Raw genomic sequence first — 16,035 nt, forward strand, 5'->3', positions numbered from 1 at the left:
AGCTCCCCTATCGATCGTCGCCTTGGTGGGCCGTTACCCCGCCAACTAGCTAATCGAACGCATGCCCATCTTCAACCAATAAATCTTTAACAAATAGTACCAGGTGGCACCCCTGTATTATGCGGTATTAATCCGGGTTTCCCCGGGCTATCCCCCAGTTGAAGGTAGGTTGCATACGCGTTACGCACCCGTACGACGGTGACATTGCTGCCCCCTCGCCTTGCATGTATTAAGCCTGCCGCTAGCGTTCATCCTGAGCCAGGATCAAACTCTCCATTGTAAATTTTTTTGTGACCTCTATCTATAAAATAGGACCGAATCTTCTTAAACGAACTATCTTGTTACTCTCTTCATCATGTCAAAGAACGGTGCTCCGAAAATTCCGAAACTTGTCGCAGTGATCGTTTTCACCGCCGTTATCCCCGATTGGGAGTGCAAAAGTGCAGCCTTTTTTTTTACTGCGCAAGTATAAGGCAAAAGTATTTTAAAAGTTTTTTTACTTTATTTTATAACATACTGAAATTCAAGAGGCTTTATAGTGAAGTTTTTTGGAGTTTTTTTGGGGAATGAGCAATTCCAGGAGCATGTGTACCAAATCGAAGATATCAGAGCGGCTTTGGAAGGGTTCATCTGGATTCCTTCGTCTTGTGCAAGGTGGCACTAAAAAATGATAATTACTTGTTCCTCGGCTTTTCTCCGACATTCGCCGCTCTGAGGCCAAACCTGCTTGGAGTAGCCTGGAGAATATGCCCAACGCTAGCAAAAATTCTCTGCTTAAAAAAAAACAGAGAATAAACCAAAGTCTATTCCCTGTCAATTATCCTTTATCGAATAAACTAAAATCTACTCAAACCTTCGATATCCACGACCGACTTAATTAAAGGTTCGCCCAATAACTGGTAGCCATTGTCCGTAATTAGAAAATTCTCCTCCACTCTCGCACCTCCAAAATCACGGAATGCCGATAACTTGTCATAGTTTATAAAATCTTTCAATTTACCCTCTGCCTGCCACATATCCATAAGCTCCGGAATAAAATACAGGCCAGGCTCCACAGTTAATACAAACCCAGATTCAAGCTCCCTTCCCAGTCTGAGCGATTTCAAACCAAACTCCTTACTTTTTATCATCCCTTCCGAATAACCCACGTATTGTTCACCTAAATCTTCCATATCATGAACATCAAGGCCCATCATATGTCCTAAGCCACATTGAAAAAATAAGGTATGCGCCCCCCTGCTTACGGCTTCTTTAACATCTCCTTTCATCAAACCCAGGTCTTTTAGTCCTTCAACAAGTTTTTCACAAGCAATAAGATGAACATCCAGAAAACGTATACCCGGTTTTAAAGAATTTGCCGCAGCTTCCTCCGCTTGTAATACGATCTGGTAAACCTGCTTTTGCAGCTGGGAAAATTTTTGATTGACAGGAAAAGTTCTTGTCAGGTCACCTGCATAATGCGTTGGCGTTTCCGCACCGCTATCACATAAGACAAGCTGACCTTTTTTAAGCTTATTATTCGTAGGATGGTTATGAAGTGTTTGTCCATTTACAGTGTAAATAACTGGATATGCAATATTTCCGCCAGCACTTAGTGCAAGTCCTTCAACTATTCCTGCGACATACTTTTCCGTAACCCCCTCAGCTGAATGGCGCATTGCAGCTAAATGCATTTCATTGCTGATGTTTACAGCTTTATTAATTTCAGCAATTTCCAGGTCCGATTTATAAGAACGCTGCGCAACTACACCTTTTATTAATGTGGCAGACGCTCCGCCCTTTACCTGATCAAACGGAACACTTAAAATTTCACTTAACTTGATAATTGTCTCTGAGCGGTATGGCGGCAAATAATGAATTTCCTGTCTGCTTGCAACCGATTTTTTTACTAAAACACCAAGTTCTCTTAACCCGGTTACTTTAAAAATTCCTGTTTGAGCCGCTATCTCGGTGACTGATGGCTGCGTTCCCATCCATACGATATCGTCGATGGTTGGTTCGTTACCCAACAATATTTCCAGATCTTCATCAATATTGATGACTGCCGCCAGATTAGGCTTATCCAATCCAAAAAAATAAAGAAATGAACTATCCTGTCGAAAATGATAAGTATTATCCTTATAATTCATTCCCACTTCTTCATTTCCAAAAAAAAGAATAATTCCTTTTCCAACTGCTTTTTTTAGAGCATTCCGCCTTTGCTTGTATATGTCAACACTAAACATTCCTCAATCAGTTAATATTTCCTAATATAATTACTTTAAAATAACACTACTATTCCTTTCCTAACATAAGCGCTCTGATATATTTAACCGGAGCACTACCATAACTCAGAAATTTTTCATGGAAGGATTTAAGGTCAAACTTGTCTCCCGCTTTGGCTTTATAAGCTGAGCGCAAATCTATGATCTCCTTGTATCCGGTATAGTAGCTGGTTAATTGCACATTGCTGACACTGACTCTGCGCCATTTTCCTTCTGCTTCTGCTTGCTGTTGAAAAGCCTCCTTTGTCAAAAGATGAAGCGCTTCTTCTTTTGTCATCTGCCCCGAATGAACACTGTAATCAAGAATTGTATTACAAACTGCGCGTAGATGCCATTTATACCACATCAACCACATTTCAGGCTGATTGTTTCCGAAGCCATTTTCAAGCATCATCTGTTCAGTGTATACAGCCCAACCTTCAATCATGGCCCCGTTCCCTAACAGTGATTTAATCAGACTTGGAGATCTGTTTGCATACACCAGCTGCGTGTAATGTCCGGGTATTGCCTCGTGAATATCCAGAATCTGCATAATGTAATGATTATATTCTCTAAGATAACTCTCCGCTTTATCTTTCGGCCAGTTTGCAATACTTCCTACGTTATAATAAGTATTTCCGCCTTTATCATACGGCCCCGGCGCACTGATAGAGGCACCTGCAACGCCTGCCATGTAAGCGGGCTCCTTCCTGACAATCAAAGGCTTTGTCGGATCAAGATCAATCAGTTTTTTATCATTGATAAACCTGATAAGGCTCGGGATAATATCTGAAATTGCCGTTTGAAAATCCTGCTGTTTAACATGGTTCACAGATAATGTATCGATCATTTTACCGATCAGTTCCAAAGAATCAGCAGGCATTGGTTTCGTACCAAAATATTTCGGCCATAATTGTCTGCTGATCACAGCCATCTTTGACTGTACTTCCTCTTTTCTTGCCACTGCTGAATCGTAAATCTGATCAGCTGTGTATGCCGATTGTATATTATGCGCAAATTTTCGGGCATACAAATCTTTTCCTAAGCGAAAACTTCGCGGCTTTTCAATTTTTAATTCCTTTAACCATTTTGCATAATCTTTCATCGCCGCAGCTGCTGCGCCGGCGCGCTGGATGATCTGAATTTTATCGCCCTCAGCAAGCGACGAAACTTTTACCGAGTCTACAAGATCCTTCTCAAAAACAGACACCCCTCCAAGATTTTGCTCGATGGCCAATGTTAAAAGGTCCGGAACGGGATTAGAAACTGATTTTTTTGCGGCTTTGTAATAATCAGGAACATTGATAAGTTTTGCCTTAATACTCAATAAGCGCTCTTCCAGCGGCGCATATTTTTCATTCAATATAAAAGCAAAAGAACTGCTCACATTGAAACTCGACGGGTCCCACTGGTATGATTTCAAGGTATCTAATGACCAGAGATTTTCTTTCAGCAGGTTCCTGATTAAATAAAAATCCGTTTTATTCGAAGGAGATAATTCCTCAGCATTAAAGCCTTCCAAAGAATCCAGATGTTGCTTTGCAAACTTTAAAGAGGACTGAACAGACTTTGAGTCTGGCACTACCAAAACGCTGTCATATTTGTGGTAACCTGCGTTCGTGGCCCAATCCGGATTTTGTTTCCACAATGCTTCAATAAAGGATGCTGCATATTTTTCGAATAATTCATTCGATCTGGCGTCTGATCCACCTGACTCAGATTTATTGCAGCCAGCCAGAATCACAAGAAAGGATATACTAAAAAATAATAAAATTTGAGTTAAGTTCCGTTTCACTAAAATCGGAAAAAAAGAAGTCATAAAAAGAAAATTTAGGAGAATACTCGAACTCAAATTTAGAAGGAACTAACAGAATATTTTCTTCTGTAATTAATAAGTTATTAACCGATTTTAACTTTCATGTTTGCCATCATTGGGTTATCGTAGTTTTCGGCTGTTATTGTTAAATAAAAACGGGTAAGCCAAGAATGACCTACCCGTTTATTAAAAGCTTCTATTAAATTATAATACCACCAGTTGCTTTTTCACATCCAGATTTGCACCCTTTATCCTTACAATATATTTTCCTGATGGCAGATTTCTAACCAAAATCTTTACGCGACTTTTCATATCCTGAGTTTGTGTCACGACAACTCTTCCATACATATCGTAGACGATGATTTCTGCATTGTCAATATCATCCCGCGACTCAACATATACATTGTCTCTCGCTCCGGGATTTGGAAAAACAACAATATCAGACTCTCCTTCGGTTATCACCTGTAACTGATTTGAATAAGGAGAATAACAGGTAAGCAAATTACTTCCAAGAACATAAGTCACATTAGCCCTTGCTGAATATAAACCGGTCTGAGTTGTTCTCAACGTGTTTGTTACCGAAGTTGTAAGCATCAGCTCATCACGTCTCCAGTCATATTTTTCATTTAATCCGGTCTGATTTATTGAAGCTTCCGCAGTGAAGGGGCCAACTTTTTCAATAAGCGGTGTAGGAACTTGGGGCCGGTATAGCAGTGTCGACACATCTGAATTGTCAGATAAGCAGCCAAAGGCGTTCTCACTCCTTACATAGTAAGAGCCTCCTTCATTCACAGTTAAGGACGTTCCTGTAAGTAAAGAATTATTAGCGCCCTGACGATACCAGTTGTAGAGATCGCTTCCGCCATTAATTGAAAAAGTAAAAGATGAATCAGCACAAGCCTGTTGTGAGCCAATTTCACGTATAGTCGGCTTTACCGGTTTAACGGTTGTGTTGATAATCATTGTCTGCGAACGAAGCGTATTCCCGTTTGAATCTTTGACCTTTCCGGTATATGTCCCAGGGCTTGAAACAGTTATCGATCTCGCTCCGCGGTATTCAGTATTCCCATTGACGGATAGTGACCATTCATAGTTCAAATAACCTTCCGGCAGAGACAAATTAAGCGAACTGTTATCGGTAGCACAAGTACTTGTTATTTTTGGTTCCTGACTAATCGGCACTGGGTTCGCAGTTGAGAAAAAGTTAAGGCTTAATGCTTCACCCCATGCATTTGCTAGCGTATTTAACTGAACTGAGCCGTAAAAATGGGTTCCATCAACCCTCTGCACGGGCAAATTATCTGTTTCCGGTCCGGCAAAAGCGATCCCGGGCAAATCACTGATTACCGAGTTTTGAGCAGCGATAATTGTTGAATTGCTGCGGTAATCAACATAAGATGTACGTGCAATAACCCACGGAACCTGTCTGTTAATATCTGAATTCAACTTGCCGATCAACGATTGCAAACTATTTTTGTACTCACCAAAACTCATGTTCAACGGCGAATTGTCCGTTTCTCCCTGCATCCAAAGTATGGCACGCACTCCGTACTGTTTGGCATAATGTTGAGCTGACAATCTCAAATTAGCATAAGGCATTAAGGTTGGATACGGGAGCTGCGGATTGCTGTAAACACTAGCTGTTGGAATTCCCTGCGCACTTTGCCACCAGTTCCGTATAGAAGTCCCGTCCCAGCCTGTGTTCACAAACATGACCGGAACGTTTAATTTCTGAGTAAGCAAATCGCCTAAAATCCCCCAGCACCAAGTACCATGGCCTCGAAGTCCCATGGTAATATTCGAATTATTCATTCGGGAAAAGGTTGGCGCAGGAAGATCTCCTAAACCATTTCCGATTTCATTATTATAGCTGACATAATTCACGCGGTCATCATTAGCTACAGGACTTGAATAATCCATTCCCTGGGCATTCGATTGTCCTGAAATAATAAACACTTCTCCAACACCAAGGCGTTCGACAGCTGGACTATTACCAACCATAACTCCGCCTCGAATACCGCGAACCTGAATTTTGTACCAGCCGCCTACCAGACGCAGTGTTCCGCTAAATGCTCCTCCCGTAGGTTTGTCTTGCAAGGTGGTCCACCCTACGGCCTTTCCTTGATTATCATTCACAGGAGTAGCTTGTACTTCAATTTTATCAAGTATTATCGAATAACTTCCACTGATTGTGACATCAGCAGATCCACCGTTTTCCCGCTGATAAACGGCACGCTCTAATGGAGCAGTGAGATTGATCTGTGCGTACAATCCGAAAGGAATGAAAATCGTTAACAGACAGACCTTTAAAGAGATCGAAAGTGGATATTTCCTAGATGTATTAAGTAAATTTTTTACAGCGTATTTCATGTAATGTGAAAAATCAATTGGTATCGTTCTATAACTTTCACGACACAAATTATGCTAAAAGCGTTGTAGCGTGCAATAAAAAACTATTAACCGGATAGAAATCTACCTAGCGGTTTTCCAGAATTATTACGACGAAATTATACATTAAGTTGCATTATATCTTCACAAAAGTCATAAAAATAAATAAACTCCTGTTAACTAAAACAGGAGTTTATTAGATTTAAGCGTAGTTTAATCATATTTTTCCGACTATTTCGGCGTTCTTCGTTTTGCTTTTCATTTGAGCGTCAATGACTGCAACGAGCGCCATATTGTAAATACTTCGCACCGAGCTTCCCAGCTGCAAAACGTGAACAGGCTTTTTAAGACCTAGCAAAATAGGGCCGATTGCGTCAGCGTTACCAACCTCTTTCAGCAAGTTGTAGGCAATGTTACCTGCAGCAAGATTAGGAAAAATTAAAGTATTTACATCCTGATTAACAAGCTCGCTAAATGGATAGCTATCTTTCAGCATTTGCGGATTGAGCGCTACGCTTGCCTGCATCTCGCCATCTACAATCAGCGACGGATATCGTTTTTTGACCAGTTTTCTGGCGTCTGACATAACCTTTGCCTCCGGCGAATCGCTGCTGCCAAAATTTGAATAACTTAATAAAGCGATACGCGGGGTCAGGTTGAAATTCTGAACTTCCCTAGCAGCAAGATTTGTAATATCTGCGATTTCCTCCGGAGTCGGATTGAAATTAACAGTTGTATCGGCCAGGAACAAGGGGCCTTTTTTCGTAATCAGCAGATACATACCCGCAATTTTCTTAACGCCATCTTCCGTTCCGATTATCTGAAGCGCCGGACGGATCGTATCCGGATAATTTTTAGTAAGCCCCGAAATCATCGCGTCCGCATCACCCGTTTCCACCATCATACAACCGAAATAATTCCGGTCGTTCATGGCTTTAATCGCTTCATATTCGTTTATACCTTTGCGCTGACGTTTTTTGAAATAAAGATCCGAATACTGTGTTCTTTTTGCTTCCTGTTTATCACTTCTGGGGTCAATGATCGTGATGCCGTCCAGGTCGATCCCATTCGCTGCTGCAACCGATTTTATTTTAGTTTCCTCGCCAAGTAGAATCGGATAAGCAACTTTCTCGTCGAATAAAATTTGCGCCGCTTTTAACACTTTCCAGTTATCGGCATCAGCGAATACCAGACGTTTCGGATCAAGGCGGGCTTTATTCCCAATCACGCGGAGCAATTGATTATCAAGGCCTAGTCTGTGATCCAGCTCCTCTTTATATGCATCCCAATCCTGTATCCCTTTTTTCGCAACACCACTTTCCATAGCAGCGCGCGCAACTGCCGGCGCAACCGTGGACAATAATCTAGGATCCAGCGGTTTGGGAATAATATAGTCTTTGCCAAACGAAATCGTCTTCTCATTGTATGCAAGATTGACGATGTCAGGAACTGCACTTTTTGCAAGATCTGCCAGCGCCTTAACCGCAGCAAGCTTCATCTGCTCATTAATCTGTGTCGCACGGACGTCCAAAGCACCTCTGAATATGAAGGGGAATCCAAGGACATTATTAACCTGATTAGGATAATCACTGCGACCGGTTGCCATAATCACATCTTCACGCGCAGCTGTCGCCGCTTCGTAAGAAATTTCAGGATTTGGATTCGCCATTGCAAAAACGATCGGCTTTGGCGCCATGCTCTGGATCATTTCAGGACTCACCACATTTCCCACACTTAATCCAAGGAAAACATCCGCGTTTTTCATTGCTGAAGCGAGCGTCATATCCGGTGTTGCCGAGACAGCAAACTGTTTTCTGTCATCATCCAGGTCTGTACGCAGGCTATGCAAAACGCCATCTTTGTCAAACAGCGTAAAATTTTCAGCCGTCGCGCCAAGTGATTTGTAAAGTAGTACGCAAGACATTGCCGCAGCTCCTGCCCCGCTTACCACAAATTTTGCAGTGGTAATATCTTTCCCTTGCAATTCCAAAGCATTTAATAAAGCTGCACTGCTGATAATCGCAGTTCCGTGCTGATCGTCATGCATTACCGGGATTTTCATCTTTTCACGAAGCTGTTTTTCTATGTAAAAACATTCCGGTGCTTTGATATCTTCCAGATTGATCCCTCCAAACGTCGGTTCGAGAGCCAACACAATCTGGATAAATTTGTCAGGATCAGTTTCATTGATTTCGATATCAAAAACGTCGATATCTGAAAAAATCTTAAACAAAACCGCTTTTCCCTCCATCACCGGTTTGCTGGCGTCCGGGCCAATATTTCCAAGACCTAACACAGCAGTCCCGTTCGAAATAACACCTACCAGATTTCCTTTCGCCGTATATTTATAAACATCTTCTACATCTCTGAAAATTTCCATGCAGGGTTCGGCAACGCCCGGCGAATACGCTAGCGATAAATCGCGTTGGGTTTTTGCATCTTTTGTAGGGATCACCTCGATTTTCCCCGGCCTGCCTTTGGCATGATAGTCCAGTGCCTGCTCTTTTCTCAACTGCTCCTTCATAAAATTTAATTTCACCTCATTATCCAACCGCATAATACACTAAATTCTGGTCGGAATTTTATTTAACGATTTAGTATAAATGTTTAACGCTCCAAAAGTATCACACTTTGCAGGGAATACATCAGACTATTTACTTGTTTTACCAATTATTGATAAATATCGGTTAAAAAAAGCAAGTTTAAGGAAGATTTCTAATCGCAGCGGCTAACAGTTCGATATAATTCTCCCTATTAATGTCATAGCAGACTTCGGCATTCGGAGTTCGGTTCATGACATTGTAAAAATCTACGACCGTGGCACCGGATGTTAATTCTCCTTTCGTTTCGACCTCCACAAAACACGCTCTGGAAGTAAACATACCGGGATCAATAAGCCATGCGATCGCGCACGGATCGTGAAGTGCGGCTCCGCCTTCCAGTTCGATTCTGTTTTCCCGATAAAAAACAGAATAAAATTCCAATAACCCTGCTGCGGCGGCTCCTGTTTTATTTCCTATAGATCGGAAAAGATCAATATCTTTTTGATATACCACAGCTTTATGCGTTACATCAAGTCCGCACATGGTGATAGGGATTCCGGCTTTAAATACGACAGAGGCGGCTTCCGGATCCACATACATATTAAACTCGGCCAGAGGTGTCATATTACCTCTGAATATCCCTCCGCCCATAAGCGATATCCGTTCGATTTTGTGTTTCAGGTTCGGAAATGCCAAGAGAAATGCTGCGATATTTGTGAGTGGTCCGGTTGGAACAATCGTTATTTTCTCTTCACTTTCAGCCAATATGCGGGCGATACCTTCGACAGCCATTATGCTTTCTGCTTTAAAAGTTGCCTCGGCAAAGTCCACGCCGTGCAGACCACTTTCTCCATGAACATATTCTGCTATCACTAGATTTCTAAAGAACGGAGTATCTGATCCCCGATAAACCGGAACGTTCGCACCAATTAAGGAGAGAATTTTAAGCGTATTGGCAAGGGTTTTCTCCTGAGTCTGATTTCCCGCTGATGTCGTAACGGCTCTGACATCAAACATCCCGCTGCCGAATGCCAGCATAAGCATCAAAGCATCATCATGTCCTGGATCGCAGTCAATAATAATTGGTAATTTTTTCATGGTTATTTTAGTTCATGTTGATAGGGAGCAGAACTTTGTGCTCCCATACGTGTGACGGAAATCCCGGAAGCCTTACAGGCAAACTGGCAGGCTTCAACCCAGTCTTTACATTCTGAAAGTGCCGTTACAATGGCACCGTTAAATACATCGCCGGCCGCTGTTGTATCAATAGCGGTTACTTCCTCAGCCGGAATAATCTGATCATATTGATCATTGTGCAAGTAAACGCCTTTTTTCCCTAGTGTGATAATGACGTTTTCAATCCCCTTCGCCCGAAAAAACAGGGCTGCCTGTTTTAACGTATCTTCATTTTCAGGAAAAATCCCGGTAAGAATTTCAGTTTCCGTTTCGTTTGGTGTAATCAAATAAATACCTTTTAATAAATGGTCTGTCAATTTTTGCGCCGGTGCGGGATTCAGCACCAGTTTCAGCGAAAGAGCCCGGCATTTTTCAATAACATAAGATAAAGTTTCTATCGGAATTTCAAGCTGAATCAATACCATCTCAACATCCTGAAAGATTGCATCCGGTAGATCGGAAGGTTTGAGATCCATGTTTGCTCCGGAAGCTACAATGATCTGGTTTTCTCCATGACCATTAACAATAATTGATGCAACGCCGGAGGGGAAATGTTCTGTTGCCCGAATATATTGCGTATCCAGTTTTTCTCTCTTAAAACCTTCTAACGCCTCTTTTCCAAAAACATCAGTTCCTGTTTTTGCCACGAATCGGACATCCGCTCCCAGCCTCGCTGCAGCCACTGCCTGGTTAGCACCTTTTCCTCCCGGATTCATCAAAAATTTTTGTCCAAGCACTGTCTCCCCCGGTTTAGGAAACTCTCCTGTTTTTATAACCAGATCGGTATTTGAACTTCCAATAACCAGTATTTTACCAGACATATAGTTTCTCTTTTTCGAATAAATTTGTTGAGATTGGATTACATTTTTTTCAAAATAAAACAGGAACGAAGTTATTGATTAACGTATATTAAATGTTCCTCAAAAGCACTTTTAAGTATTTTTTAACCATTTCTGAATCGATTTTAACTTCAATTTTCAAAATATCAATCTTAAAGGTCAAAATTCTACTCTTTGTGATACGATAGCACATGGATTTAAAGGAATTGTTTCCTATTTTTCGGCTTCAATTGAAGATTTTCTACAAATCCTGAATCCAATTATCTCTAAACACGATCATGTTAAAAATTACCTTTAGCCTTGTTTCGGCTTTTCTGATGCTTATGTGGTTTGGTCCGCAGCATCTGAATGCTCCGGAACAAAAAAATTCAGAATCCCTCTATCGCGCTGATTCGCTTCCGAACGCAAGCAGCTGGCCAAGCGAACTTAAAATTAACCATTTTGCAGGTTCCGATCTAACACCGAGTCCTTCCTGTCTGGCTGTTGCGGCAACAGGCGAAGTTTTTGTTGGTGTTGATATGATCGGGTCACTTGGAAAAGACCCAGGAAAAGGAAGTATCATAAAATTGACCGATACCGACAACGACGGGAAAGTTGACAAACATACCGTTTTCGCAATGGCAGATAATCCTCGCGGAATCATTGCCATGGGAGATCAGGTTTTTGTTTTACACACCATTTTTTCACCTGAAACGAAAATTGCAACAGGAATGGATCTTGTTGTTTTTGAAGATAAAAACCACGATGGCGTGGCAGATGGTCCGTCAAAACCGTTAATCGAGCATATCAGCTCACCTAAATTCCTGCAAAGCCGCGGAACCGACCACGCTACGAATGGAATCCGTATGGGAATCGACGGCTGGATCTATATTGCTGTCGGGGATTTCGGTTTCCACGACGCAATAGACAGAACAGGAAAAAAAATGACTATGCTTGGTGGTGGAATTGTTCGGGTAAGACCTGATGGCACTGAAATGGAGGTTTATACCCATGGTATGCGAAATATTTACGATGTCGCGATTGATCCCTTCATGAATATTTTCACACGCGGAAACACAAACGATGGCGGTGGATGGAACATCCGTTTCAGCAATCAGATCCAGTCGGGAGAATACGGTTATCCGGTTTTATTTCAACATTTCACAGACGAAATCATTCCGGCTTTGGTTGACCTTGGCGGCGGGTCAGGAACGGGCGCACTATATATGGACGAAGCGACTTGGCCTGAAAAATATAACAAAGTGCCGATGATGGCCGACTGGGGAAGAAGCCAGTTATTTATTCACCGCGTGACGCCGGATCAGGCAACTTTCACACAAAAGGATGAAGAGTTTATAAAATTGTCTCAAATTACTGATCTTGATGTTGACGGTTCCGGAAGACTGTACCTTTCAGCCTGGGATGGCGCAGGATATTCCGGAAGCCCTGCAAAAGGATTTATCGTCCGTGCAGTACCGCAAAACTGGAAATATAAAGCATATCCCAATGTAAAAAAGGCATCTGTTAAGGAACTTGGTGCACTGCTGAAATCAGGGAGCGCAGTGGCGCGTTTGGATGCACAGCAGGAATTATTGACGCGCCCTGCAAAACAGGCGGCGGAACTTTCCTGGAAAATCGCTGCGGACAAAGAGTTGCCGCTGCAAAATCGCGTTGCCGGAATGTACACCTATGCTCAAATAAAAGGCGCAGAAGGAACTGCAAATCTTTTGAAATTAACGAATGAAGACGCAATGCGTGAATATGCTTTGCGCGCTGTGACGGACCGTAAGGGAAATCTTAAAAATGTACCGACAGAATTATTTTTGAAAGCACTGAAAGATCCTTCTCCACGCGTGCAGATTGCTGCAACAATTGGGTTGGGCCGTTTAGGACGGGTCGAGGCTGCTCCTGCCTTATTGCAGGTAAAAGTTCCTTCTTCCTTTGTTGCTCCGGCAAAAGACGTGGAAGGTCCGCATGCAACGCCAAACTCAGCCATTGTTCCTCCGCACCTCGCTGTTCGTTCGCTGGTCAGCCTGAATGCGGTTGACGCTTGCGTAAGCGCGATTGGGACAGAAAATTCAACAATCGCTTTGTGGGCATTGCGTTACATGCATGATCCGAAAGCAGTAAGCGGACTGATCGCTGCCTTCAAAGAATCGAAAGATGAAGTGCTGAAAAAGCAAATTTTGGTAACGCTTTCCCGACTGTATAAAAAAGAAGCGGATTACGACGGCTCGTGGTGGTGGAGTACCCGACCAGATTCACATGGCCCCTATTACAAGGCGATCACTTGGGAATCTTCTCCAGCGATCAAAGCCATCTTATCAGAAGAATTCAATAAATCTGATGCCGCAGGAAAACAATTTTTCGCAGACCTGAACAGCAGGCACCGGATGGAAATCACCGAATTTGGTGGAGACGAAGTAGTTGCGGCAAAGGAAGAAGTAAAGGTTGATCTTGACAAAATCAGAAACAAAAAAGGGCAGGTTGGTGAAGCTTCGATTGAAGATGTGATGTTGGCAATGGCGAAAATTAACGGCGATCCGGCATTGGGAAAAACACTTTTCACAAAACAAGGCTGCATTGCATGCCATAGTGTAACCAAAGGAGAAACGATGAAAGGTCCGTTCATGGGGCAAATCGGCTCGATTATGAACCGTGAACAAATTGCCGAATCTATCCTTAAACCGAACGCTTCTATCTCTCAGGGTTTTGCGTCGGTCGTGATTGAAGCCAAAGGTGATAAAACTTACATGGGCTTTATCACGCAGGAATCCGCTGCAAAAGTTGTCATGCGTGACATTACTGGACAGCTTTATACTATCAAAACAGCTGATATCATTTCGCGAAGGGAACTGGAAGATTCGATGATGCCGACCGGACTTGCAAATTCACTATCTTATGAAGAATTTGCTTCGTTAATTACTTTCCTGTCTCAGCAGAAAAAATAAAGATTATAAACTGACAATCAAAACTTAAAGCAGGCTCAAAAGGTCTGCTTTAAGTTTTATTAGCCCGATCCCTACGTTTGAGTTACTTAAAATTCTTCTCAAATAATATTCTGATTTTCTAAAAAAATTCCTAGCTTCAAGATCACTTCCTGCCACCAATCGCCTTTTTATGAAAAATAAGATTACTCCCACATTATTTTTTGTTTTAACATTTTTAAGCGCCTTCAACCCGGCTTTATCACAACAGGATGTTTTAAAACAATTACAAGAAATTGCGGTCATTGAACAAAAGATTATGATGCCGATGCGCGACGGCGTTCGCCTTGCAACGGATATTTACAGACCAAAAACAGATAAAAAAGTACCGATCATTTTTTCCAAAACACCTTATAATTTTAATTCCTGGGGCGACGGTGAATTAAAACCAAGAACTTATCAGGATGCGCTTGACGCTGTAAAGCGCGGCTATGCCTATGTGGTTCAAAACGAGCGAGGTAAATTTTTCTCCGAAGGAAACTGGGAAATCCTCGGTCCGCCGACAACGGACGGATATGATGCCTTTTCCTGGATGTCAGCTCAACCCTGGTCGAATGGAAAAATCGGCACATTAGGATGTTCGTCAACGGCGGAATGGCAAATGGCCGTTGCTGCGCTTGACCATCCGTCGCATGCCGCAATGGTGCCGATGGGTTTTGGAGCAGGCGTCGGAAAAGTCGGCGAGTTTGTTGAACAAGGGAACTGGTACCGTGGTGGAGCGCAGCAAATGCTTTTCACGACCTGGCTGTATGGAACAGAAACAGACAACATGGCCCGGCCGTTGTTTCCTAAAACAGCCACGAGCGAAGACCTGACCCGGATTTCAAGATTTTATGATCTGGCACCGGAAATGCCAAAAGTTGATTGGGCGCTAGGTTTGAAACATCTACCAGTTCAGGATATTATCCAGAATGTGAATGGCCCGAAGGGAACGTACGAAAAAATGATTGTAAGAAAACCGTCCGATCCTGAGTGGTATAAAGGAGGCTTGTATCATGACAATATGCCTTTTGCCGTTCCGAGCTACTGGTTTGTTTCCTGGTACGATGTTTCAACGGGTCCCAATCTTGCCCTTTTTAATCATGTCAGAAAAAACGGTACTGATCAGCAGGTGAAGGATGGCCAGTTTTTGGTAATTGCTCCAACCTTGCACTGCGCTTATAAACGTGCAACTGAGAATACCATTGTCGGTGAAAGAAGTGTCGGCGACGCGCGGCTTGATTACGACGGACTGATCTATGGATGGTTTGATTACTGGCTAAAAGGGGAAGATAATAACATGCTTAAAAAGACGCCGCGTGTTCAATACTATACCATGGGTTCAAATAAATGGCAATACTCGGACACGTGGCCGCCTGCAAATATTGAACCGACCACGTATTATTTGTCCAGCAAAGGCGGAGCGAATAGTCTGTATGGAGACGGAAAATTAACCATCAAGGCTGTTGGTAAAGACCAAAAGCCAGACAGTTTTACCTATGATCCGGCATTTCCTGTTCCTTCGTATGGCGGAAATGTATGTTGCACCGGGACTGCCATTCAGGGTGGTTCTTTTGATCAGCACCAGATGGAAACCCGCCAGGATATTCTGGTTTACACAACCGATCCATTCAAAGATGGCGTTGAATTAACGGGGTCAATCGAGACGACTTTGTACGTTGCTTCCGATGCGAAGGATACAGATTTTACCGTTAAACTGATAGACGTTTATCCTGATGGCCGCGCTTACAATCTGGACGAAACTATCCTTCGAGCACGTTTTCGTGAAGGTTTTGACAAAGAAGTAATGATGGGAAACGGGCAAGTTTACAAGCTGACGTTAAGCCCTATGTCGACGAGTAATTTCTTTGCGCCCGGACACAGCATACGATTAGAAATTTCGAGCAGCAATTTTCCACGGTTTGAACGTAACTTGAATACTGGCGGCAATAATTATGACGAATCAAAAGGAATAATCGCACATAACAAAATATTTCATAACGCTCAATATCAATCCAAAATCGTGTTGCCAGTCGTTAAAAAATAACGTAGAAACGCAGGGTCTTGGGAGTTTATCGCGTAGCT

At 42.6% G+C, this 16,035-nt stretch carries 8 protein-coding genes and 1 rRNA gene; 2 read left to right on the plus strand and 7 right to left on the minus strand.

All coding sequences use genetic code 11. The features are described 5' to 3' along the window. The 7 genes from BMY70_RS00005 to rbsK all read right to left on the minus strand — a co-directional run. Nucleotides 1-280, minus strand: a 16S ribosomal RNA gene (locus BMY70_RS00005); the annotation flags it as partial. 556 nt (nucleotides 281-836) lie between these two features. Next, a complete protein-coding gene (locus BMY70_RS00010) occupies nucleotides 837-2,225 on the minus strand; it encodes an aminopeptidase P family protein (protein WP_090330420.1) in 1,389 nt (462 codons plus the stop codon). 49 nt (nucleotides 2,226-2,274) lie between these two features. After that, entirely contained in the window at nucleotides 2,275-4,062 is a 1,788-nt protein-coding gene (locus tag BMY70_RS00015; protein ID WP_090330423.1) for a DUF885 domain-containing protein, read from the minus strand. Nucleotides 4,063-4,263: 201 nt separating this feature from the next. Beyond that, nucleotides 4,264-6,429 (minus strand): sialate O-acetylesterase, encoded by a 2,166-nt coding sequence (locus BMY70_RS00020; protein ID WP_090330425.1) that lies wholly within the window; start codon nucleotides 6,427-6,429, stop codon nucleotides 4,264-4,266. Between the two features lie 235 nt (nucleotides 6,430-6,664). Next, nucleotides 6,665-8,971: an NADP-dependent malic enzyme gene (locus BMY70_RS00025; RefSeq protein ID WP_090332501.1), complete on the minus strand. Its 2,307-nt coding sequence runs from the start codon at nucleotides 8,969-8,971 to the stop codon at nucleotides 6,665-6,667. 178 nt (nucleotides 8,972-9,149) lie between these two features. Further along, nucleotides 9,150-10,088 (minus strand): nucleoside hydrolase, encoded by a 939-nt coding sequence (locus BMY70_RS00030; RefSeq protein WP_090330428.1) that lies wholly within the window; start codon nucleotides 10,086-10,088, stop codon nucleotides 9,150-9,152. Between the two features lie 2 nt (nucleotides 10,089-10,090). Continuing rightward, nucleotides 10,091-10,987 carry a ribokinase gene (gene rbsK, locus BMY70_RS00035; protein ID WP_090330431.1) on the minus strand — a complete coding sequence of 299 codons (897 nt, stop codon included), beginning with the start codon at nucleotides 10,985-10,987 and terminating at the stop codon, nucleotides 10,091-10,093. Nucleotides 10,988-11,283: 296 nt separating this feature from the next. On the opposite strand from rbsK, the gene BMY70_RS00040 reads away from it, so the two are divergent. After that, a complete protein-coding gene (locus BMY70_RS00040; protein WP_090330433.1) occupies nucleotides 11,284-13,935 on the plus strand; it encodes a DUF7133 domain-containing protein in 2,652 nt (883 codons plus the stop codon). A 169-nt stretch (nucleotides 13,936-14,104) separates the two neighbouring features. After that, on the plus strand, nucleotides 14,105-15,997 hold the full coding sequence (locus BMY70_RS00045) for a CocE/NonD family hydrolase (protein WP_090330436.1): 1,893 nt from the start codon (nucleotides 14,105-14,107) through the stop codon (nucleotides 15,995-15,997). Nucleotides 15,998-16,035 lie beyond the last annotated feature (38 nt).

The sequence above is a fragment of the Dyadobacter koreensis genome (assembly GCF_900108855.1).
Classification (GTDB): Bacteria; Bacteroidota; Bacteroidia; order Cytophagales; family Spirosomataceae; genus Dyadobacter; species Dyadobacter koreensis.

Coding starts and splice junctions, on each gene's coding strand:
- BMY70_RS00010 (WP_090330420.1), bottom strand. CDS start 2,225: ATGTTTAGTGTTGACATATACAAGCAAAGGCGGAATGCTCTAAAAAAA.
- BMY70_RS00030 (WP_090330428.1), bottom strand. CDS start 10,088: ATGAAAAAATTACCAATTATTATTGACTGCGATCCAGGACATGATGAT.
- BMY70_RS00045 (WP_090330436.1), top strand. CDS start 14,105: ATGAAAAATAAGATTACTCCCACATTATTTTTTGTTTTAACATTTTTA.
- BMY70_RS00040 (WP_090330433.1), top strand. CDS start 11,284: ATGTTAAAAATTACCTTTAGCCTTGTTTCGGCTTTTCTGATGCTTATG.
- BMY70_RS00015 (WP_090330423.1), bottom strand. CDS start 4,062: ATGACTTCTTTTTTTCCGATTTTAGTGAAACGGAACTTAACTCAAATT.
- rbsK (WP_090330431.1), bottom strand. CDS start 10,987: ATGTCTGGTAAAATACTGGTTATTGGAAGTTCAAATACCGATCTGGTT.
- BMY70_RS00020 (WP_090330425.1), bottom strand. CDS start 6,429: ATGAAATACGCTGTAAAAAATTTACTTAATACATCTAGGAAATATCCA.
- BMY70_RS00025 (WP_090332501.1), bottom strand. CDS start 8,971: ATGAAGGAGCAGTTGAGAAAAGAGCAGGCACTGGACTATCATGCCAAA.